Genomic DNA, 22,678 nt, shown 5'->3' with positions numbered 1-22,678 from the left:
ATCCCCAACAATGGTGCATAAGTTCAACTTAAAAATGGCCGAAATGGCCATTTTTTTATTGTTAAACACGCATTTCCGGTCCTATATCCAACTTTATCCACCAAGTTATGCACACTATCCACAGTTTTGACCATAAAATCTGAAAATCCTGTCCCCTTTTTTCAAAGCTTTGCAAAACGCTGATTTATCGACATTTTTTTTGCTTATGCACATTTTCGGGCGAATATGTGGATAACTTTGTTCACAACTTGACAGATTTATATTTCCTATATAATGAGCTGCTATATAGAATTACTTCTATTTCAATCCAAGTTATATTGAGTTTTAAAAAAAAGCGACCTTCCTCATTCTGAGAGTCGGAAGGTCGCTAGCTGTGGGAAACGGCTCATTACACGGGGATTCACATCCCGCTTCTTACGAAGTAATTCTCGTCAGCAGCAACATCTGCTGTAATCCTCCATCTGCACGCTTGCCAGCATCCACACCGTAATGGACTCCACCGGTTCCGTCCCCATCTATAATGTCATGAGCTTAGCTTCCGTTCCTGAATCAAGGCAGATGTATATGACATCGACCGCTCTCATGTGAATCAACAACGCGACGAGAACTCTGCGTAATCAAACTTTCGGTTGAGGTTGTATCCCGAACTCTGCTGTTCCACCTACACCGACATCAATGCCGAGTTGCATGCAGCGACATAGGCCATACCCGCTGCCATGACGATATCCTGGTGAACAGCCGTTCCGCGGAAAATCTTGCCGGCCTTCTCGACGGTAACTGCGGCCTCCGCATGCGCATCTTCCCCGCTGCTCAAAGAATGGAGCTCCAGATCGCCAAAGGTGATGTCGCTGCTAATGCCTTGGCTAATCGCCGATATGACGGCTTGCACGGGTCCCTCTGCTACACTGGAATAGGTGGCTTCCGTTTCCTTGCTCAGATGACGAAGCGTTACGGCTGCAACGCGGCTTCTTCCCGTACCCGAGATCACCTGCGCCTCTGTCAGCTCATACACCTGCGCCGGTTTACCCAGCGTGCTGCTGACCATCTGCAGCAGCTGATCATCACTGACCACCTTCTGGCGGTCAGCCGTCTCCTTGAATGTGCCATACAAGGTTTCCATCTCGGCCCCATCGAGCTGAACCCCGTAACGGGCCAGACGATCCTTCAAGGCATGACGGCCGGAATGCTTGCCCAGCACGATCATGCTGCGCGGAATGCCCAATTTGTCCGGGTCCATAATCTCGTAGGTGCTTCGATCCTTCAGAAGACCATCCTGATGAATGCCAGACTCATGCTGGAAGGCATTTCGACCGACCACCGGTTTGTTGAAGGCAATAGGAAAATGCATGGCTCCGCTAACGAGGCGGGAGACTTCGTACAGCTTTTCCGCTGTAATCCCCGTCTCCGCACGCAGCATGTCACCCCGTGTAGAAAGAGCCATCACCAGCTCCTCCAATGCGCAGTTGCCTGTGCGTTCGCCTACCCCGTTTACGGTAACCTCAATCTGGCTGGCACCATTCTGAATGGCGGCCAGGCTGTTTGCAACAGCCAATCCCAGATCATTATGGCAATGGGCGCTGTACGCTACCGTCTTTCCGCCTCGCGCACCTTCCCGTACACGGCGGAACATCTCGCCATACTCATTCGGAAGCGCATAACCGACCGTGTCCGGCAGGTTGATAATCGTGGCTCCCTCTTCAATGACGGCTTCCACCATTTCAATCAGGTCATCGATTCCTGTGCGCGAGGCATCCATCGCTGTGAACTCCACCACATCGCTGAACTGCTTCGCATAAGCTGTCATCTCTCGTGCCCTTGCTACAACATCGGGACGGCTCATGCGCAGTTGATGGCGAAGATGGATGTCGGAAGAGGAAATGAACAGATGGATCCGTCTTCTGGCTGCGTCCCGGGTTGCCTGAACAGCAGCATCAATATCCCCTTTCACTGCGCGTGCAAATCCGCAAATCTCCACCTGCTGCAGCTGTCTTGAGATGGCCTGAACGGCGGCAAACTCACCTGGACTGGACACTGGGAAGCCAGGCTCCATTACATCAACCCCCAGCTCAGCCAGTTTGCCGGCCAGCACAATCTTTTGCTCAGGCTGAAGGCTTGCCCCCGGTGCCTGTTCCCCGTCCCGTAAAGTGGTATCAAAAATTTGGATCGTTCTCATGGACTCCGTCATCTTCCTTGTTCCTCCCTGGTTGTGGTATATCCCGGATAGATATTCCGGGTCAATCTCAGTCATCCCATTCTAGTTATGTTCGCTTTACGTCCGCACGTCGACTTGCGTCCGCATATCCCACCCAGCTGCTGCCGGCAGCAAAAAAAGCCCGTCATCTCTTAAACATAAGAGACGACGGGCTTAGACCCTCCGTGGTACCACTCTAATTGACGCCTGTTCACAAGCAGCTATCGCTGTGACATATTAGCGTCCACTCACTGTCCATCTGCTCCTCATACCGGCCGGTTATGAGTTAAGATGAACCTCCTGATTACGGAGGATTCTCCGAAAGAGAGTACTTTAGCATGGTAAGCCATTGGTTCCTGTCGAACCATCAGCGAATGCGTTGTTCCCCTCTTCCGCTCCCGGGCGAGATTCAAAGGCTGCTGCCGCTGCGTTACACCTACCCGCAGCTCTCTGTAAGACAGCTTCCTTCTACTGCTCCCGTTCATCACGTTTATTCGATATGCTGTTATGCCGAATCCTTACTATCTGCGGACCGCTTCTCCGGACACCTGCCCCCGCTGCGCGATTTCATTAATCTGTCAATGGTTCCCCACAGCCTGCTAGAGATATCCCGGCATGCAAAAAAGCCTGCCGTCTCTTTATGCAAGAGACGACAGGCTATCCTATCGCGGTACCACTCTTGTTGACTTTAAGCTCCCAGGCTATACATGCCCGGTCCTTGAAGCCCCCTCAGCCGCCAAATAACAAGTTATTTGTGCGCAGCCATTCTCACGGAGGCCATTCCGTAGCAAAGTCAAACTCCGCAATCTCATTCAAGCCTTAACCATAGGCCATTTCATTGCGTAAGGTTCCCCTGCTCCGCTCCCAGGTGAGTTCAGGTCCCTATCGACTGCGTTGCACCGTCCCGCAGTTCTCTTCATCCAAGGGTAACCATACTAATCCTGTTCATCGCGTTTCAACAATCTGGAATTTGATCATGATTATACGTGCTATGCAGTGAGGTGTCAAGAAGCTTTTAGCTTCATAGCGCTGCCCAAATTTCGAGCGGCATTTGCGGATCGGCCTTCATATCCAGCGGCGTAAAGCTGCCCTGCTTCCATTTCAAATGCGCTGCGGCAGCAATCATCGCCCCGTTATCGGTGCAATACTGAAATGGTGGAATGGTCAGTGAAATTCCTTCCCGTTCGCATCGCTCAGATAGTTCTTTGCGAAGCCCGCGGTTGGCCGCTACGCCACCGCACAGCAGCAGCTGCTTGGCATCGTAAGCTCTGACCGCGCGTACGGCCTTCTCCACCAGCACTTCTACAACAGATTCCTGAAAGCCGCGGGCTATGGCCTCCGTCCGGACTTCCTCTCCACGCATTTTGCTCTGATTCACAACATTTAATACAGCCGATTTCAGGCCGCTGAAGCTAAAATCATACGAATCCGGCTCCAGCCACACGCGCGGCAGGTCCACAACCCCCTCGGCTTCGAGTGCCATACGATCCACATGTGGACCTCCGGGATAGGGAAACCCAAGCGCCCTCGCCACCTTATCATACGCTTCGCCAACCGCATCATCCCGCGTTCTGCCAATCAGTTCGAAACTGCCCTCGTCTTTCATGTAGACCAGCTCGGTATGGCCTCCGGAAACAACCAGCGCCATACAAGGATACTCGATATCTCCCACAAATCGGTTGGCATAAATATGGCCGGCAATATGATGCGTGCCGATCAGGGGTTTGTTAAGCGCAAACGCCAGGCTTTTTGCAGCCATAACACCGACCAGAAGCGCCCCAACCAGGCCAGGGCCCTGTGTGACGGCTATCGCCGACAAGTCCTTCGTGTCAATTCCGGCTTTAGCCACGGCTTCCTCTATAATTAACGTGATGCTCTCCACGTGCTTGCGGGAAGCCACCTCAGGCACCACCCCGCCAAATGCTTTATGCGTTTCAATCTGACTCGCAATGACGCTGGACAATACCTCGTGTCCGTCCTTCACAACGGCAACCGAAGTCTCGTCACAGCTCGTTTCTATCGCTAATATGCAGCTATGCTGCCGATCTGTCATTTCATCCTTCATAGTAGCCCATGACTTCCTTCCTCGCCATCGTCCTCCCGGTAAGGGGGCAGATCTGCCCACATGATAAGTGCATCTTCCTGGTTGTCGGAATAATAGCCCTTCCGGACACCGGCTGGTTTAAACCCTTTTTTAATATATAAGCGCTGGGCAACATGGTTGGATACCCGAACTTCCAGCGTCATTTTTTCCATTCCCATATACGCAGCGGTCTTCATCAGTTCCGTAAGCAGACGATCGCCCCACTTGCGGCCGCGGTACTGCTCCAGCAGCGCAATATTCGTAACGTGTGCTTCATCCACAATCGTCCACATGCCCGCATATCCAACGGTGTGGCCTTCATATTCCATAATCATATAACGTGCAAAATGATTCAGTTTCAGCTCATTGTGAAAGGCTTCCTCGGTCCAGGGTACAGTGAATGCTTCGCGCTCCACCACGAGAACCTCCGGTATGTCCTCCAGGGTCATCAACCGAAAGGACAAACCGTCTTCACCTTCTGCCGGCATATTCTGCTGATCCATGACGAATCCTACGCTCCCTTCACCGCTTACGCAGCAGGTTCGCTTCCGCTTCGGAAAGCTGTGTATAATTGGGTATCAGTGTATGCAAATCGTCCGCTTCCCCGGATAACAGCCGGGCTGCTCCCAGGTACCCCATCCAGCGCCCTTCAAGAGAATACGGGTGGATGTGCACCCTGTTTTCAAACCCCGGTTCGAGCTGACGGGCTGTCTCGGCATGGAGATCGACTTCTCCCACAAACCATATGCAGACGGGTCGCTCTTCTTCGGGAAGGCGGGATATTCGTTCCGCAATGGTATTCACCCAGGTCTGCATCAGACGAATGCCGTCTGCTTCTATACGTACCGGGGCTTCTTCCTGGCGCTCTGCACTTGCGGCGAATAATGCCGTGTACACTTGTCCCCGCCTGGCATCCAGCAGCGGAATAACCCAGTGGGTTCCCTTCTCAGCCGAAGCTGAATCCCACCCCGATTCCAGGCCTCCCCATGCCAAGGCATGCAGACTGGATATTCCAACGACCGGAATGTGGTTGGCCCATGCCAACGTTTTTGCCGCAGTTACTGCAATCCGGATACCCGTGTATGAACCCGGGCCGATCCCGACAGCAATGCCCTCGATCTGGTCCATACCAACTCCAGCTTCTGCAAGCGCTTGTGCCATCACCGGGTGCAGATGCACCGAGTGGTTGCGGTCCGCATTCGTATTCACTTCTGACAGCAGCTTGTCCTTCTTCATCACGGATACCGCAAGCGATGCCGTAGACGTATCCAGCGCCAAAAACCGCTGCTGCGGCTTCGTGTCATTGTTGTTCATTCATGCTACCCCATTTTTCATTCAAATCCCGGCACCACTCACCATAGGGCTCGCCTTGGCTTGTGAGTGTGATGTTCCGGTGAGCTTCCCCTGTCGTTTCTAGATGGATATGCAGATACCGCTCAGGCATCAGCTCGGTGATCAGGCTGCTCCACTCCACGAGGCAAACCCCTTCGCCAAAAAAGTATTCGTCCAGTCCAAGCTCATCCGCTTCATCCACCGATAACCGGTACACATCCATATGGTAGAGCGGCAGACGCCCCTCATATTCTTTGATAATTGTAAATGTCGGGCTATTCACAACCCCGTTCACACCAAGATGCTGTGCAAATTGTTTGGAAAATGCCGTTTTTCCTGCTCCAAGATCTCCATCCAGACCGATGACCGTCCCTGCTTCGGCCCGCATGGCCAGCCATGCAGCCAGCTGCTCCGTCTCCTCCAGACTGCTTGAAGTCATTCGAAACTGGCCTTCCGTACGGCCATTGTTCACAGATAACCCACCCTTTATTTATTTTGCCCATATCTAAAAATACTTGATCTTCATTATATCGGTCCTCCCAATCCGCTGCAAGAAAATGAGTATTCCCGATTCACAGAGGTGAAAAAAGATACGCGTTAACTAGGTTTGGAAGACTAATACTATGTAGTCACAGATCAAACATTATAGTTGTACCGGAACAAAGATACACTATGAATAATGACACCGTAACCCCCTGATCTGCTGACTGGCGATATCCGATTATTTTTCAGGGGGGATTACTTAACGGACGAATCCAGCACAAACACACCTTATCCGGGTTCCGGCGTCATGGAATCTCGACCAAGGTGTGTTGTTTTGGTGTTCATGCTCATGTTGTATTCATACTGCTTCTCGGAAGCAGATACCCAGCGGGAAACTATTCCCCTTCTTTCAACCGGTCAACGTTGACCGTCATCGTATTGGTTGGTCGGGAACCCACCTGGACCGTAGCCATCCCGTTCTGCTGATCCACATGCTCGATCCACACCGACTCCCCTTCCAGGTTGACCTTATGCGTATCCTTCGAGTTGAAAATTTCTACTGCGCGTTGTACATCCATTCGTTAATCCCCCTTCTCCGTCTCTCTTGGCGACTCGTCCACGACCTCCATTGTATCGGTCGTCGAAGGACCAATCAGCCCGTTGTCCAGCGTGACATTGCCTCCGCCAAGACCTTCGTTGATCATCCGGTCAATATCGAACATTGTAGATTCCCGAGATAGCTCGCTCTCCTCCGAGGTCAGGCTGTTCCAATCCACCATTTCACCGTTGACCGGCTGCGCAGCGGAATGATCAGAAGCCCGGTCCTTCTGTATCTCTTCTGACGTATTGGTTTCATTAGGCTCCATCATGATGAAGATTACCTCCTTATGCGGGCAGAGTTCATCGTCAATATGCCTCAAAACAGTTCTAATTATGCAATCCGGGGCTATAACTCATACTAGAGTCTTTTTTTGGGCACACTAATAGAGGTAATTCAAAAAGTCATCTTTTGATCACGAAGCAGCACATGAAGCTTAATCGACATCGAATTTTGAATTCAGACGGGCCTTCCGGTGCTCACGTAGGTTTTGCCTACGCTCCGCTCCTCAGTCCCTACCTTCATCCAACCTTCTCGGTGCTGAAAACCTGACTTTTTGAAACACACCATTTATAGTCGGCGTAAATAGCGTTTACTACACGGTCATACTCAAACATATTAGAATTTGATAGGAGGTTTCATAGAATGCATACGGTATGGAAGGGCGCTATCAGCTTTGGTCTGGTGCATGTGCCTGTCAAGATGTTCTCGGCCACAGAAGACAAGGATATTTCGATGCGTTACATTCACAAGGAATGCGGCAGCCCGCTCTCTTACATTCGTAAATGCCCTGTATGTGAAGAGGAAGTGGCCTGGGAGGAGATTACGAAGGGGTACGAGTATGAGAAGGGCAAGTTCGTGCTCTTCGAAAAAGAGGAGCTGGATCAGCTCGCGGAACAGAACAGTAAAAACATTACCATTCTGGACTTTGTGGATTTGACCGAAATCGACCCGATTTACTTTCAAAAAACCTACTACCTCTCGCCGGACCAAGCCGGCGCCAATGCCTATCGGCTGCTGCTGGAAGCGATGAAGCAGTCTGGCAAGATCGGCATCGCCAAAATCGCCATCCGCTCGAAGAGCAGCCTTGCCGCGATTCGGGTGCTGGACGAATGTCTTTCGATTGAGACCATATTCTATCCCGATGAAATCCGCCCGATATCCCAAGTACCGAACTTGCCTGAGAAAACCGAGGTCAATTCCAAGGAGCTGGATATGGCCAAACTGCTGATTGATCAGCTATCGACTCCCTTCGATCCTGAGAAATATACCGATGATTATCGAGAGCGTCTGCTGGATCTTATCAACAGCAAAGTATCCGGCGAAGAGATCAAGATAGCTCCTGCCCGTCAGGAGACCAATGTCGTCGATCTGATGGCTGCCCTTCAGGCCAGCATCGAAGCTGTGAAGCCGATCGGAACGGACCCCGGCACGAAACCGAAACCGCGTAAGTCCACCCGGAAAACCGCGGCCAAGGAGCCTGCCGCCAAGGTCAGCGGCGGTGAAGCGGATACGGATGCACCGAAGCCGAAGCGCCGGAGCACTAAATCCAAGAAATCCGATTCTGATTCCTGATCGGCATGGGACAGCTGCAGAATATGCTGCCTAAGGAGCCAATGGCCCCAATCTCGACGGAACAGATCACCACGGGTGAGGAGTGGGGATACCAATTGAAATGGGACGGCGTGCGAATTCTGGCCGGAGTAGACCCTAGCGGCGTATCCCTGTACTCCCGTAAGCTGTTGGATAAAACCTCCCTGTATCCCGAAGTCGTTCAGGCATTATCCGGGCTGAATGAACGGCGTCTTCTCCTGGATGGTGAGGTTGTCTACTTTCATCCGGAATTAGGTCGACCCGTGTTCCAGAAGGTTCTCCAGCGGGAGCGATCGCGTGCCATCAGCACGCACGCTCCTCTGTTCACGTATGTCTTGTTCGACATTCTGGTGGACGGCGATCAGGACCTGCGCAAGCTTCCTTATCTTGAACGCCATCACCGGCTGAAGGAAGCCGTTTCCGCCACGCCGGGTCTGCTGATCGCAGATTTGTTTCTTGAGGGCGAGCATTTATGGAATTGGGCCGAGGAACGAGGCTGGGAAGGCATTGTAATGAAGCGCCTCAGCTCTCCATATCGCGAAGGCAAGAAGCATCGGGATTGGTACAAAAAGAAAATTGCCGTTAACATGACAGCCACGGCTGTTGGACTCATCATGAGGGAGGGCCGCGTAGCCAGCCTGGTTATTGCCGATGACGAGGGCAGCTATATCGGCAGAGCATCCCTCGGGCTTAATGAACAGACCAAAAAAAAGCTGCTGCAGTATGCGGAAAGCCACCAGGCTGGGGCCGCTTGGCACGCACTCCATAATGACCTAAAAAAAGAACAGCTTGCCTGGCTCAGTCAGCCGCTGACGGTGCAGGTTACATTTCTCGAGTGGAGTCAGGACGGCATGATGCGCCATCCCAAACTTGTCTCGATTGAGGGGGTGTAAGCAGCATGGCCCGTACCGTCAAAGGAACCTTGAACATTGAAGGTCAGGAGATTCAAATTACCAATCCGGACAAACCGCTGTGGCCGGAGGTCGGCATTACCAAGGCCATGTATCTGCAAAAACTCGCAGCGATATCGCCTTTCCTGCTTCGATATTGCCAGGGAAGGCTGCTGACTACCATCCGATACCCGCATGGGGTGCAAGGCGAATCGTTCTATCAGAAAAATGCGCCGGAGCCGCTGCCTCCTTTTGTGCACACCTATGTGCATGAGAACATTAATTATGTGCTGCTGAATGGATTGCCCGAGCTGCTCTGGCTCGGGAATCTGGCTGCACTTGAGTTTCATCCGTCGCTGCATTTGGCAGGCAGCGATCAGCCCTGCGAATGGATGATTGATCTGGATCCGACCCTGCCAGAGGAACCCCGGATCATGGAGGCAACTGCAATCGTTGGCAATGTGCTGAACTCCTTGGGGCTGAACTCTGTGCCAAAAACCTCCGGCGCAACCGGGGTTCAGATCATCGTCCCGATTCCGGCAGGCGTAACTTTTGATGAGCTTCGCGCAGTCGGTCAATTCGTAGGCCAATATGTGACGGAGAAATTCCCTAAGCTGTTCACCATCGAGCGGCTTAAGAAAAATCGCGGGGATAAAATCTATTTCGATTATCTACAGCACTATAGCGGAAGAACCCTTGCTGCTCCTTATACACCTCGGGCGCGCAAGCTTGCGACCGTCTCTACCCCGCTGACCTGGGAAGAGGTCCATCGGGATGTTTCGCCTACAGAATTCCACCTGCTGAACATTGTAGAGCGTCTGCAAGAAAAGGGGGATCTGCTGCAAGCATTGCCTCCGCAACCGATCGAAAATGTCATCCGTCACCTGACATCCCAAGGAAAGAACGCGTCAAAAAGGAAAGGCTAGCTGCTCAATATCCGGCATCAGTTCCTCCCGGGAAACTGGCACAGCCGGTTGGGGCAGCTTTTTCGGCTTTGGAGATCTAGCCATGTCTGGCTGTGGCAGATGAAGATTATGACCCCCTTCGTCCGATATTTCGAATGGTTGAGAAAAGCCGGAATTCGTCCCATTCGCACCCGTGATGGCAGCAGGCTCCCGCTTGCTCTGACCGCTCAGATCATATTCGCTGAGCAGTCGGGCCGCCATCGACTTAAAAGCATGAACGTAGTGTTCTTCTGCATAGGCGCCTTGCCTATATAATTCGCGATAAGACTGAACCACATCGGGGAACTGGTGTTTAAGCGTCTCGATATACCATTTCTTCACATCGCGAGACAGCCTCAGCAATGAGATCATGGCAAAAGAAATGCCCCTCTCCTTCGACTGGGACAAAAGCTCCTTCAACTCTGATTCATCATCCGTCAGAAAAGGCAGCACGGGTGCAACAAACAGTCCTGTCGTTATGCCGGCTGCCGATAAAGCGCGCATCGCTTCAAGCCTGCCCCCTGGGTGCGGTGATGCAGGCTCCAGCTTCCGGATGATGTCCCCGTTCAGCGTATTCAAACTGATGTTGACCGACACATTCTCCATCCGGGTCAAAATGTCCATGTCCCTCAGCACGAGTGGAGAGCGCGTTGTAATGCTGGTAGAGATACGGTATTTGGCGAGCAGCTTCAAGCATTCCCGCGTGATTCCCTCTTTGCCCTCGATCGGCTGATACGGGTCCGTTGCCGTACCGATCGTAACCTGTCCAATGGATATGCGCATCGCTTCAATATCATGATCAAACTTCCTCGCCGCGCTCAATAGCTGCTTCTCCAGTGCTTCGGCCGCATTTGCCTTCATAAAGATATGATGCTGGAATTCGTCCTCTGCCCCCTTGCCGATAAACGATTGAAAAGCACGGGCATAACAAAAACTGCACCCATGTCCGCAACCACGATACGGATTAATGGACCAATCGAAGGGCATCCTCTCTTCTTTCACCCTGTTTAATGTTTGTTTAGTGGTTATGCGTTCGTATTGCGTATGAGCCATTCCTCTTCCTCCCCTCGGATACTGCCATGATAAAGGTTGGGTATATCCTTAATTTTATCAAACATATGTTCCTATTATAAGTGGAACTTACTGGATTTACAAATAAAACTCCAGTTCACATCGTCAATAAAAAAACGTTAACTGAATTCTCATACTCGCTAAATAAAAAAAGTTCCACCCGCTGTTAAACAACACGGGTGAAACCTATATATCGGTACCATATTAATGGATTGCCTTCTTCTTAAAGCGACCGCCCTTCACATCATGGATGTTGCCGATAGCAACAAAGGCTTGGGAGTCCCAGTCTTCCACAATGGATTTCAGCTTCGCTTCCTCCAGACGGGTAATTACAACAAAAATGACCTTCTTGCTATCGCCCGAGTAAGCACCCTCTCCATCCAGATAGGTAACGCCACGTCCCAATCGCTGGGTCAATGCATCACCAATCTCCTTATGCTTGTCACTGATAATCCAAACCGATTTGGATTGATCAATACCTTCAATCGTAATATCAATCAGTTTAAACGCCAGGTAATAAGCAATGAGTGAATACATGGCATGATCCCATCCGAAAACAAAACCTGCACTGCCCAGAATAAACACGTTGATGAACATCACGATTTCACCGACAGAGAACGGTGACTTCTTGTTGATCAGGATAGCCACGATTTCCGTTCCATCCAGGGAGCCTCCGGATCGGATAACTAAGCCAACCCCAATACCGAGGAGAACGCCACCGAACACGGCAGCAAGCAGCGGATCGATCGTAAGCGGGTCGACTGGATGAAGGAAATAAGTGCCAATGGACATGACCAATACGGCGTATAGCGTGGATAGAGCAAACGTTTTTCCGATCTGTTTATATCCTATAAACAAAAACGGAAGGTTGAACAAGGTCAAGAATATCCCCAGCGGAATTTCTGTGATATGAGAAACCATAATGGATACCCCGGTAATTCCTCCGTCAATAATCTTGTTCGGCACCAGAAATATTTCGAGCCCTATTGCCATCAATACCGCACCGAAAGTTAAGAACACCAGACGGCGGAGAATCTTCAAAGTTGCTGAGCCTGCTTTGGGATTCTCCGGCTTCTGCTGCTCCGCTTTCACTTGTGCAAGAATCTTCACATCAATTGACATAAATCTCCCCCGTTCAACTTATGGAAACTAAGTTAATATATATTTATAAGTGGAACTTATATAAATATTCTATCATATAAATAAAAGCTGGACATCCAAATTTCAAAGTTCTTCCTCCTTTTTACTTGCTTTCTATTAAATATGACATTCGATGTAATATATTACAGTTATAGAAGTGGCGACAGCATGCGGCATAATATTTCCGCTGCTTTCTGCCATCTTCCCCGCTGCCGAAATGCCTCCGCATCAATAGGGCGGCTCTGTCTCAGGTCCTCCCTGAAGTCCGATACCAAGCGCTCTATGGGCTGCTGATCAAACAGCACGGCAGTCAGCTCAAAATTACAGAAGAAACTCCGCATATCCATATTTGCCGTACCTACCGAGCCCAGAAGCTCGTCTACGATCAATACCTTGGCATGAATAAAGCCTTTTTCATACTCATAGAAGGTAACTCCCGCTGCCAGCAGCTCTTCCACGTAAGACAAGCTTGCCATCTTGACCAGACGGGAATCGGCACGATCCGGAATAATGATCCGTACATCAACGCCGCTCACCGCAGCCGTCTTCAGCGCTTCATATATCCCCTCATCGGGAATGAAATACGGGGTTGTGATCCATATCCGTTCTTTGGCTACAGAAATCGCCCCAAAACACATCTCCTGGATGGCATTCCAGTTCATATCCGGTCCACTGCTCAGGATCTGGACTTGCTCATTTCCGGTGCATTCATGCTCCGGATACAGGCCAAAATCAGAAATGCGCTCGCCGGAGGCAAGCTTCCAATCGTGCAGAAATACATTTTGCAGAAAATAGACCGCGTCCCCTTTGACCTCCAGATGCGTATCCCGCCAAAAGCCCATTTTCGGGTACTCGCCCAGATAGTCATCCCCGACGTTGATCCCGCCAAGAAACCCGACCGTTCCATCCACAACAACGATTTTGCGGTGATTCCGGTAATTGATTCTGCGGCTGAACATCGAAACCATGGCAGGCAGAAAGAAATAGAACTCCACCCCCGATTCTTTGAACCGTTGAATGAACGTTCTCTTAAGCTTATAACTTCCCAATCCGTCGCAAACCAGACGTACCTTAACGCCTTCTTTTGCCTTGCGAATCATTACATCCTGAAACCGGGTACCGATCCGGTCGTGGCGAAAGATATAGAACTCCACATGAATGTGTTCCTTGGCCTGTTCCATAGCATTCAGCATCGCATCGTATGTCTCTTCCCCATCCGTCAGCACCCGGCTCTGATTACAGCCTGTGATGGGACTCTCCGACAGGTGATTGAGCAGATTAAACAAACGGTCATTGTGATGAAATCCGGGATTATTCATATCCTCTTTACGCTTAACAACGGCGGCTCGATCCCACAGATGCCCTCTGATTTCCTGGAATAGCCTGGAGCCCCGCTTACGAATCTTCAACCGCTTCTGATAATCCTGCGCCACAAAGAAATAGAGTACGAAGCCGATCAAGGGGAGGCAAAATAAAATAAACAGCCATGCCACAGCCTTGGACGGGTTTCGGAACTCAAGCAGCAGCACCGCGGCCATCTGCAAAATAAAGGTGATTAGTGCAAGCAGAAGCCACACCATATCGGCAGCCTCCTCACGATGAATAATAGTGGTTATTGAATAGAAATGACAATGCACTGGAATGCGAGACCTGCAAAATAACTACACTACATCATTGACCAATTCCTTATGTATTTATTCAATTACCCAATCTGGCACCATAGTGAATAAGTTCTCTTATCTCATCATTTTTGACATAGTTTTCGAAAGAATAGAATACATACTAGATAAGGGGCTGGCCAAGTCTAGCGGATAGCCATTAAGATCCATTCATTATGTAGGGAAGGGAGATGCCATGAAAACCGCACACCGTAAACAACGCTTAACCCTGCTGGTGCTTCGGGATGCCCAGCATTCAGTCAGACAGATCCAGCTGTCCAGACCTCTGATGATAGCGGTGCCTGCGGCCGCTATTTTGTCAATCGCCGGATTGATTGTTTCCTTGCAGATCCAATCAGCCCAAACGATCATGGGGCTGGAGAAGCAGTTAACCCTGAAAAGCCTGGAAGCCATCAAGATGGAAGTAACGGTCACAGACAAGGATGAAGCCATCGAACGCCTCAATAAAGCCATCATTCAGCTATCGGGCGAAGCAGAGCAAACGAAGGTCCAGATGGAACGCGTGCAGCAGCTGGAACAGGAACTTCAGCAGTTCATTCAGAAGCACGGCAGCTTGTCCGGACAGACCTCCTCCATTCCGGATGATAACGACCAACATGTCGGCGGGGAATTCATTGCCGTTCATGAGAATGAAATGCTGAGCCTCGCCCAAGAGACCCAAGATGATTTTGTGGAAATTCAGCAATTGATAGCCAGCATGGAACGTCATATTCCACGCACGCTGGACCAGGCGCAAGAAACCCAGGAAAAACGGGAAGGGACGCCTTCACTGTGGCCGACAGCGTCCAAGCGTCTGACATCAAACTTCGGTTATCGTAGCGATCCTTTCACCGGGCGCTCGGCCTATCACGCAGGCATCGATATTGCCGGCAAAATCGGTGATCCGGTTTATGCCGCAGGCGCCGGTGAAGTAACTGCTGCCGAACGCAGCGGAGCCCGTGGCCTTTATATCATTGTGAAACATCCCAATGGCCTGGAAACCTGGTACATGCACCTGGACAGTCTGGATGTATCGGTAGGCGATCATGTTAATCAAGGAGAAACCATTGGCAAGCTGGGTTCCTCGGGAAGAAGCACAGGGCCTCATCTTCATTTTCAGGTTGTCAAAAACAATCAGACGGTTGACCCGATACCTTACCTGCAATAAGTCCCATCCATTTATTATTCATTAATAGGAGGAATGTAGTATGAAGAAGAAGAACAAGCGACCATCCCACCGGACTGATACGCTGATTGGACCAGGGAGCGAAGTTGAGGGTGTTCTGCAATGCGAGGATAATTTACGGATCGACGGACGCTTTAACGGCTCCATCGAGAGTCAGGGCTGCGTTACCATCGGGGAGAACGCTGTTGCGCGCTCCAGCATCTCGGCCCGGGAGGTCATTGTGGCTGGCAAGATCTACGGGGATGTAACAGCGGAGAATAAGCTGACCATTACGCCTACCGGACAAATGTATGGAGATGTGTGTGCCAATTCCCTCGTCATTATGGAAGGCGGACTCCTTCATGGCGCGAGTGTAATGGAACATCAAGCCGCAAACACCGCTCCTTCAGAATCAACCGAAACCCCACTGCCGCTTCAGCGTCCGGAAGCAGGTTAACCCCGCATATGGACGAATGCCCGAACCCGGCAGTTTTATATAGACCGGCTGCTGCATTCTGCCGGCACAATCAAAGAGCCCCTTCTAAAACCATGTGATCACACGGCAGAAGGAGCTCTTTTCTTATCCTGTCGTTCCCGCTATGCGGCTACATCTCTCTTGGTAAAGACTAACCAAGAGATGAGCATAAACACTAGGCAATAGGCAGCCAGAACGGAAACGGAGAAGCCGATACCCACTCCTCCCGGTCCGATAGGAGACTGGATATACCCGCTCAGATCGGTATGGAGAAAGAGCAAGTATTTGGCCCATTGAAACCGTTCCGGATTGAAAATAAAACCAAATATATCTTTGGTGAACAGAACCAGCAGCGATAATCCAATCGCCAGTCCGCCTGAACGGAATACGGTAGATAGCATAAAGGCTATCAGCGAGATCACAAACACCTGGATCGTATCCGTCAGCAGGAGCAGCAGGGAGTTGTTCATGGCCGATTCCTCAAATCCGCTAGAGAATCCCGTGTTGCCCGAGAACAACAGCATGGAGATAGCGATACCCACCACAGCCGTAATTGCCGCACAGAGCAGATTAAATAGAACCAGGGACGTGAATTTGGACATCAGGATTTTGCCTCGGCTCCACGGGCGGATCAGCAGCAATTTGATTGTGCCTCCTGCAAATTCGCCGGCAACAAGATCCGCAGCGATGATTACCGAGAATATGGCACTCAAATAAATGGTGAAGCTTTCGGTCCAGGTAAACACGGTCCAGACATCCATCGGTGCGTTGGTAAAGTACAGCATGGCAGGCATCGCCACATTAAACAACACCAGGATTGACATCATAACCCATGTCCGTACACGGTAGTAAATCTTCATATTCTCATTGGCGACAAGACGGGTAAAGTTACTCAACGGCGGATCCCCCTCCCGTCATTTCCAAAAATTGATCCTCCAGCGACCGCGTTACCGGCTGTATGGCATACACCTGAATGCCGGCTCCGACCAAAACCGCATTGATATCGGCAATCATGTTCCGGTCCCCACGGACGATAATTCGATGTTCCTGGGCTCTAGCTTGAAAATCCTGGAGCAGTCCTTCGGCAGCGTCCGCATCACTCACAGTAAATGCCGTTTCCTCAAACATCCGCTCCCCTTCAGCCGTCCGAAGTTTCCGGATGTCAATCAGCTTGCCATGGCGAATAATACCAACGGTATCACACATAAGCTCCATCTCAGACAGCAGGTGACTGGATACGAATACCGTCGTCCCTTCCTCCTGCGTCAATCTGCGCAAGTAATCGCGCAGCTCCCGGATCCCCTGTGGGTCCAAGCCGTTTGTCGGCTCGTCCAGAATCAAGAGCTTCGGCCTATGCAGCAGTGCTTGCGCCACGCCCAGACGCTGGCGCATCCCCAGCGAATAGGTCTGCACCTTCTCATGGATTCGGTTGCCCAGCCCAACGAGCTCCACCACTTCGTCGATGCGTTCTTTGGTGATGCCCTGCATCATACGCGCAAAATGCTTCAAATTGTTATAACCGGACAGAAATTTATACATCTCGGGATTCTCGACAATCGCTCCAATCTGGGCGGCTGCCTGCTCATAATGGTTCCGAATGCTGTAACCCCCGACGGTAATATCCCCTTTGGTAATGGACATCAGCCCCACCATCATCCGAATGGTCGTTGTCTTGCCTGCTCCATTCGGCCCAAGAAATCCGAAGATCTGTCCAGGCAGGATATCTAAGGTCACATCATCAACCAGAACCTTGGACGATATTTTCTTCGTAACCCCGAGCAATCTTACCAGCGGTTCCTGCTTCATGAAATCGATTCTCCTTTGCCAAATGACGCACGTTCAATTATCCCTAATTATACACATTACATAATATGAGTCTATTCGTACCCTCACTTGATGTGTCTTATACGACTAATCATTCAACTATCTTGCACTATAAGAAATGATGTATTGGATGTGACAGTGTTACACTCTCTACATATTCCCATCGGCATATCATATCTGTAGAAACCGGTTTTAAACACACTAACACCCTCTATCATCAGCACGATCCGACGGCAGCTGATACAATACATTTTCATTTCATTCTTCACACATGATCCACTCCCAATGAGAAATGGCTTGACATAATGGTTTTCGATACAGAATGTATCCTAATAAATTTGTACCCTTTTGTCAAACAAATATCTTCAATACTTAAGGACAATTAGGTGAACAGGCATCACTTCATACGATCCTTGATCATATTTTGTAAATAAGAATAAACAAATCAGCTGGGAGGAAACAAACATGCCTGTCCTGAATAATCTAGCCAATGTTAAAAATTTCGGAGCAAAAGGCGATGGTGTTGCAGACGATACGTTAGCCTTCCAAAGCGCAATAAATGCGTGTGCATCAGGTTCATACTCGGTCATCTATATGCCTAAAGGCCGATACCGTATTACGCAAACCTTGGTATTACCGAAACAGGAAAGGCCTAATACCAACGCCACACAGGGGATCGGGCTTACGATCTATGGGGATGGAATGTATGACAGCGGTATTATCTATACGGGTACCGACTACGCCCTTTACAGTGATAAAGACATGGCTGAAACCATCTTATTTAGAGACTTTTATATAAACCACGCCCAAGGCGGGGGGATTTATTTGCCCCAAGGTGCACACCAAATGTTCGAGCGTTTCTTTTCAAGTGCATGCGGCGAAGGCAAAATCGGGGTATATATTCAGGGGATGCGAAGCGGTACGAACTCCACTTCAGGTTATGGGGGCTACATGATCTCGTTTCGCAATTGCCGATTCTGGCAGGAGACGGGGTATCTGGGAACAGGTTTGAAATTGGAGGATATCGTATTGTGTACAACCATTGATAATTGCTTTTTTTCAAGATCAGTACGGAATTACCCCCACCTTGAAATTGTGAACTCAGACAGTATTCATATTACGTCAACCGCTTTTGAAAGGAGCGAACAGGCCGTTCCCCCTGCTTCTCCCTCTGAAGGACGCACCGAGGAAGATGTCATGCGAGATGCAATTGCTGCAAATAAAGTAATGACAGCCCCTCTAATCAAATTGAATAACTCCCGAGCCATATCTATTGAAGAATGTCATGCAGAAGCCACCTATGAAAGCTTTGTCGGTATCTACGGGCATACTTCCGGCGTATGGATTGACGGATGCCGTCTGGATCACTATGCTATCACGGATTATAATCCCAATAAAGGTTACATCGTTACCGTTGATCCAGGTTCTACAGCATCACAAGATATCATTCTCGGCCCTCGCAATTACCGAATTCAGGCTAATCATCCCAATACAACACACGGGACACTGGTCAAAGATCCGGTCGGCTGTGTAATCGTCGAGAACATTGCGGATCGAACATCATTTCGGGATTCCTTCTATTTAACGGAACGACGCACTGTACCCTATATAGGCTCTGCAGGGCATAACCTGCTTCGAAATCCGTCATTATATGCCATGTTTGCAAATGATGTCCCTTACTCGGTAGAAGCCGACCCTGGCTTTACCTTCAAACAGGCTGCTCCATCAGGTTGTATTGTCTCGCAGAGTACGAGCAGCACCAAGATCAAGCTCCGAATGAGAACCATAGAGCGATTGCATAAGCATGAATACTACACTTTTGTTATCTCAGGCACTAATCTTTCCGGTATATCCACTCCATTATTTGTTGACATCGGGGGGGACACCAACGATCTGACACTCATACTTCCTTCTGGCTCTGAACGCTTCACCATCACCAAAACGTTTAAGAAATTCTATTCCGATATCGTCGACCTCGTTGTATATGAACCGCTGAACCTTCAAATCCATTCTATTTACGTTATACCGAATATCGTTAATCAAATCCCTTATGGTGAGGAGACGATATCAAGCTCAGCAGTCTTTACTGAACTGATCCGTTCCAGCAGTATGGTCATCAGTCCGCTGCCCGCAATCCCTGCAGCATCTGCCGCCCACCGGGGCCGAATCATCATGGTTGAGGACAGCAGCGGCGTGGATTCCCTATATATCTGCAAGCAGCGTTCAAAAGGTGTTCATACCTGGATCAAGCTGGGATAGTTCAAACGACCTGAGCTTTGAACATTTTAATAAAGAAGCGGGTGAAGACGCACGTCTTCACCCGCTTCGTTTCAGATCAAGAACCCTCTCGATCCATATGCTCTTTGAGCAGCTCATGGATTCGCTCACGCTCCTTATCAGCCACATTATAATACCAGATACCGCCGATATTCTGGCCGCTGCCCTGAATCTCGACCTGCTCGATCTTCTTCATATCCTGCCGATATTCCGTTACAAAAGTCTTCATCTCATCAAATCGTATATCTGTCTTTACGCTTGTGCCTACCTCCTTAAGTAAGGTTTCAAGCTTAAAAGCGGTTGAAACATCAAGCGCATTCTTCAATACCTCTTTCACAATTTGACGCTGACGTGAGTTTCGGCCCAAATCGCCGCGCGGATCCTCATAACGCATACGAGAATAAGCCAATGCTTCTTGTCCGTTCAAATGTAAACTGCCTTCTTTAAAATGATGTCCCTCATAATTAAACGTTATTGTATTATCTACATCTACTCCGCCAAGAGCATCAATAATGTTCGCAAATCCTTCCATATTAACTTTAATATAATAATTAACAGGAAAATGCAGCAGTTCTTCCACCGTCCGGACGGACATCTGAATTCCTCCAAAGGCATAGGCATGATTGATTTTGTCCTCGGTACCATGGCCTACAATTAATGTTCGGGTATCCCTTGGTATGTTGAACATGAGTATGGATTGTTTAGACGGATTGACCGATAGCATAATCATCGCATCCGAACGCCCACGATCATTGGGGCGCTCATCGATGCCCAGCACCAGAACTGTGAAGGGCTCGCGCTGATCAATATCTGCGGAATGTATTTCCTCCAGGACCGAATCGGCTGATATAAAAGCGGGAAGCGATGACGGTTCTCGCTGCTCGTAAATTTGTTCAGCTGTCGCTTTAACAGACTGATACACATATATACCGTAACCGCCTGCCAACACTGTAAGACTTACAAGTGCAGTCCCCGTAATCTTAAGCCACTTTCTCATACCTTGTCATCCTCTCCGATCTAACACTTCCCTCGGTCTCGTTCTTGCAGACCTCCAATATGTATATGCACTAACCAGCGTAATACCGAACAAAGCGGCGATTGAATCCAAAACAACATCCTGTGCTTTAAAGACGCGGTAACCTGATGTACTTTGATGCAGCTCGTCGCTGATGGCATACAGCACGCATAAGCACCACGCAATTGGCATGGCGACCCTGGCCCTGATTCGCAACAAGGTCGCCAGCAGTAGAAACAACAGGCCGCCAAGAACTAGATATTCTCCGATGTGAGCAGCCTTTCGAATGAAGAATTCAACAAATCCAGGCATACCCTTTGCATCGATACTGACAATCTCCCCGGCATAAGTGAATGAAACCCAGGAAAACCAATGTTCAATCGTTGTTTCAGGCAAGTGCCTCTGCAGCCACGGTCTTAGATCCTGCTGCTGATACGACTGGGAGGAGAAGAAAAAAATGATGCTCATCCACATGATTACGATGATGATGATCAACAGGCGCTTCTTGCTCCTGTAGCTGCTTCTCTTTCTGCTCACGATATCCTCCCCGTTACATTATCGCCTATACCCTTAGACGAACTGAGTCATTTCTTCCCATTGAAACGTTAGCCTTATCGTATCTTCCTCTGATACCTCAGTACCGGATTGAACCTCTATAAATTCAAGATCCTCCAGGGCACGAATACCATGCAGGGTTCCCGCTGGAATTTTGAGCACATCTCCGGCTTTAACGGGTTGCACCTTATCTTGAATGCACACTTCTCCAGTACCGCTCGTAATGGTCCAATATTCTTCACGGTGAAGATGATAATGATAACTGGAGTTCTTCCCTGCATCTATCCGAATTCGCTTTGTCAGAACCTCCTGCCCATTCTTGTGCTTTTGCAGGTCCAGCACCCGATACCACCCCCATCGCCGTTCCTCGTACATTGGCCGCTGTTCGATATGTGAAATGAATTCTTTCAATCGCGGACTGGATGATTTCTCCGTAACCAAAATACCATCAGCACCTGTAGCAACTACTACATTAGAGAGCCCCAACACGGCTACCGGAATATCCAATTCATTAATTAAATGCGTGTTCTGGCAATCATCGCTGATCATTCCCTTTCCGTTTATGGGCGAGGGAATCTCTTCTGTTAGCGTGTTCCATGTCCCAAGGTCCTTCCAGCTGCCTTCATACGGAACAACCACTACGCGCTGAGCCTGCTCTATTACCTCATAATCAAAGCTGATCTTGGACAATCGCGAATATTGTTTCGACATCTCCTCATATTGAATCGGCAGTCCCTTATCAATCAACAGCTGAATTAGATAATCGAGCTTGAAAGAAAACACACCGCAGTTCCAATAAGCAGACTGTTCCATGTATTCCAGGGCCTGCTCTTCGCTTGGTTTTTCTTTAAAGCTTTTTACTTTAAGGAAGGCGACCGGTCCGGCTTTGGCTCGCTCTGGCAGAATATAACCGTATTTCTCCGAAGGATAGGTTGGTTTGACTCCCATCAGAGCGATATCTGCTCCTGAATCGGCTAAAACTCGATCTAAGGAAGACAAGGTCTGAAAAAAAGGTTCTTCCACAAAAGGGTCTACAGGCAATACTGTTATTGTTTCCTTCAAATCCACATTGGCAATCGAATACAAGTATACGGCAGCGAGCGCAATAGCCGGGAAGGTATCCCGCCGCTGGGGTTCCACGATAATGGGCACTCTGCCAGGGAGCTGATTTCGAATAATTTCAATCTGCGATATGCCTGCGGCAATAAAGGATGAATCAGCCAAATTGGTCTTCTGCAGCTGTTTCCAAACCCGTTGGACCATAGATTCAGACTGTCCCTTATCTCCTGGGAGCACTTTGAGGAACTGTTTGGAACGAAGTTCGTTGGAGAGAGGCCATAGACGTTTACCTGAACCACCGGACAATAAAATAATTTTCATCTTA

General features: G+C 49.5%; 21 protein-coding genes and 1 other annotated feature. Of the genes, 6 read left to right on the top strand and 15 right to left on the bottom strand.

Annotated elements, in window-relative coordinates; translation table 11 throughout:
* Positions 1-661 precede the first annotated feature (661 nt).
* The 7 genes from M2277_RS20620 to M2277_RS20590 all read right to left on the bottom strand — a co-directional run bounded on the left by M2277_RS20620 (position 662) and on the right by M2277_RS20590 (position 6,958).
* A complete protein-coding gene (locus M2277_RS20620) occupies positions 662-2,185 on the bottom strand; it encodes a 2-isopropylmalate synthase (RefSeq protein WP_280755466.1) in 1,524 nt (507 codons plus the stop codon).
* A gap of 164 nt (positions 2,186-2,349) precedes the next feature.
* Positions 2,350-2,685 (bottom strand) — a binding site (T-box leader).
* A gap of 527 nt (positions 2,686-3,212) precedes the next feature.
* The gene (gene tsaD / locus M2277_RS20615) at positions 3,213-4,256 is read right to left on the bottom strand and encodes a tRNA (adenosine(37)-N6)-threonylcarbamoyltransferase complex transferase subunit TsaD (protein WP_280755465.1); all 1,044 of its coding nucleotides are present in this window, start codon (positions 4,254-4,256) and stop codon (positions 3,213-3,215) included.
* Entirely contained in the window at positions 4,253-4,777 is a 525-nt protein-coding gene (rimI, locus tag M2277_RS20610; RefSeq protein WP_006212463.1) for a ribosomal protein S18-alanine N-acetyltransferase, read from the bottom strand. The genes tsaD and rimI overlap by 4 nt, the downstream gene beginning before the upstream one ends.
* Before the next feature lie 19 nt (positions 4,778-4,796).
* Positions 4,797-5,588, bottom strand: coding sequence for a tRNA (adenosine(37)-N6)-threonylcarbamoyltransferase complex dimerization subunit type 1 TsaB (gene tsaB, locus M2277_RS20605; protein WP_280755464.1), 792 nt, complete (start codon positions 5,586-5,588; stop codon positions 4,797-4,799).
* Entirely contained in the window at positions 5,575-6,045 is a 471-nt protein-coding gene (gene tsaE / locus M2277_RS20600) for a tRNA (adenosine(37)-N6)-threonylcarbamoyltransferase complex ATPase subunit type 1 TsaE (protein ID WP_006212465.1), read from the bottom strand. The genes tsaB and tsaE overlap by 14 nt, the downstream gene beginning before the upstream one ends.
* Before the next feature lie 439 nt (positions 6,046-6,484).
* Positions 6,485-6,667 carry an H-type small acid-soluble spore protein gene (locus tag M2277_RS20595; protein ID WP_006212466.1) on the bottom strand — a complete coding sequence of 61 codons (183 nt, stop codon included), beginning with the start codon at positions 6,665-6,667 and terminating at the stop codon, positions 6,485-6,487.
* 3 nt (positions 6,668-6,670) lie between these two features.
* Positions 6,671-6,958 (bottom strand): hypothetical protein, encoded by a 288-nt coding sequence (locus tag M2277_RS20590; protein ID WP_036640687.1) that lies wholly within the window; start codon positions 6,956-6,958, stop codon positions 6,671-6,673.
* Positions 6,959-7,332: 374 nt separating this feature from the next.
* Between M2277_RS20590 and ku the strand changes: the two genes are divergently transcribed.
* From ku to ligD, 3 genes are read left to right on the top strand one after another with little or no spacing between them, the layout of a single operon-like run.
* Positions 7,333-8,262 (top strand): non-homologous end joining protein Ku, encoded by a 930-nt coding sequence (gene ku, locus M2277_RS20585; RefSeq protein WP_006212468.1) that lies wholly within the window; start codon positions 7,333-7,335, stop codon positions 8,260-8,262.
* Between the two features lie 41 nt (positions 8,263-8,303).
* Positions 8,304-9,173, top strand: a complete 870-nt coding sequence (locus tag M2277_RS20580) for an ATP-dependent DNA ligase (RefSeq protein ID WP_280755463.1) — start codon at positions 8,304-8,306, stop codon at positions 9,171-9,173.
* Positions 9,174-9,178: 5 nt separating this feature from the next.
* Complete coding sequence (gene ligD / locus M2277_RS20575; protein ID WP_036640689.1) at positions 9,179-10,096, top strand: non-homologous end-joining DNA ligase; 918 nt, start codon at positions 9,179-9,181, stop codon at positions 10,094-10,096.
* Here ligD and M2277_RS20570 read toward each other — a convergent pair.
* The 3 genes from M2277_RS20570 to cls form a co-directional block, all read right to left on the bottom strand.
* Positions 10,079-11,167 carry an SPL family radical SAM protein gene (locus M2277_RS20570; protein ID WP_280755462.1) on the bottom strand — a complete coding sequence of 363 codons (1,089 nt, stop codon included), beginning with the start codon at positions 11,165-11,167 and terminating at the stop codon, positions 10,079-10,081. The genes ligD and M2277_RS20570 overlap by 18 nt on opposite strands.
* Before the next feature lie 222 nt (positions 11,168-11,389).
* Positions 11,390-12,307 (bottom strand): YitT family protein, encoded by a 918-nt coding sequence (locus tag M2277_RS20565; RefSeq protein WP_063477693.1) that lies wholly within the window; start codon positions 12,305-12,307, stop codon positions 11,390-11,392.
* 167 nt (positions 12,308-12,474) lie between these two features.
* Positions 12,475-13,905: a cardiolipin synthase gene (cls, locus tag M2277_RS20560; protein ID WP_006212473.1), complete on the bottom strand. Its 1,431-nt coding sequence runs from the start codon at positions 13,903-13,905 to the stop codon at positions 12,475-12,477.
* A 274-nt stretch (positions 13,906-14,179) separates the two neighbouring features.
* Here cls and M2277_RS20555 point away from each other — a divergent pair, with 274 nt between their 5' ends.
* On the top strand, positions 14,180-15,151 hold the full coding sequence (locus tag M2277_RS20555) for a M23 family metallopeptidase (protein ID WP_280755461.1): 972 nt from the start codon (positions 14,180-14,182) through the stop codon (positions 15,149-15,151).
* A gap of 40 nt (positions 15,152-15,191) precedes the next feature.
* Entirely contained in the window at positions 15,192-15,605 is a 414-nt protein-coding gene (locus M2277_RS20550; RefSeq protein WP_148246530.1) for a bactofilin family protein, read from the top strand.
* 140 nt (positions 15,606-15,745) lie between these two features.
* Here the strand turns inward: M2277_RS20550 and M2277_RS20545 are convergent, their stop codons facing one another.
* On the bottom strand, positions 15,746-16,519 hold the full coding sequence (locus M2277_RS20545) for an ABC transporter permease (RefSeq protein WP_280755460.1): 774 nt from the start codon (positions 16,517-16,519) through the stop codon (positions 15,746-15,748).
* The gene (locus M2277_RS20540; RefSeq protein ID WP_006212477.1) at positions 16,512-17,429 is read right to left on the bottom strand and encodes an ABC transporter ATP-binding protein; all 918 of its coding nucleotides are present in this window, start codon (positions 17,427-17,429) and stop codon (positions 16,512-16,514) included. Before M2277_RS20540 ends, M2277_RS20545 begins: the two co-directional genes overlap by 8 nt.
* A gap of 483 nt (positions 17,430-17,912) precedes the next feature.
* On the opposite strand from M2277_RS20540, the gene M2277_RS20535 reads away from it, so the two are divergent.
* The gene (locus M2277_RS20535) at positions 17,913-19,706 is read left to right on the top strand and encodes a glycosyl hydrolase family 28-related protein (RefSeq protein WP_280755459.1); all 1,794 of its coding nucleotides are present in this window, start codon (positions 17,913-17,915) and stop codon (positions 19,704-19,706) included.
* 76 nt (positions 19,707-19,782) lie between these two features.
* On the opposite strand, the gene M2277_RS20530 is transcribed toward M2277_RS20535, so the two are convergent.
* From M2277_RS20530 to M2277_RS20520, 3 genes are read right to left on the bottom strand one after another with little or no spacing between them, the layout of a single operon-like run.
* Positions 19,783-20,721: an LCP family glycopolymer transferase gene (locus M2277_RS20530; protein WP_280755458.1), complete on the bottom strand. Its 939-nt coding sequence runs from the start codon at positions 20,719-20,721 to the stop codon at positions 19,783-19,785.
* Between the two features lie 6 nt (positions 20,722-20,727).
* On the bottom strand, positions 20,728-21,276 hold the full coding sequence (locus M2277_RS20525) for a VanZ family protein (RefSeq protein WP_006212480.1): 549 nt from the start codon (positions 21,274-21,276) through the stop codon (positions 20,728-20,730).
* A gap of 33 nt (positions 21,277-21,309) precedes the next feature.
* Positions 21,310-22,674, bottom strand: coding sequence for a sugar phosphate nucleotidyltransferase (locus M2277_RS20520; RefSeq protein WP_280755457.1), 1,365 nt, complete (start codon positions 22,672-22,674; stop codon positions 21,310-21,312).
* Between the last annotated feature and the right edge of the window lie 4 nt (positions 22,675-22,678).

The sequence above is a fragment of the Paenibacillus sp. LBL genome, assembly GCF_029893715.1.
Classification (GTDB): Bacteria; Bacillota; Bacilli; order Paenibacillales; family Paenibacillaceae; genus Paenibacillus_AQ; species Paenibacillus_AQ glucanolyticus.
The sequence above is the reverse complement of the archived record's forward strand: the minus strand, read 5'-3'. Positions and strand labels throughout refer to the sequence as shown.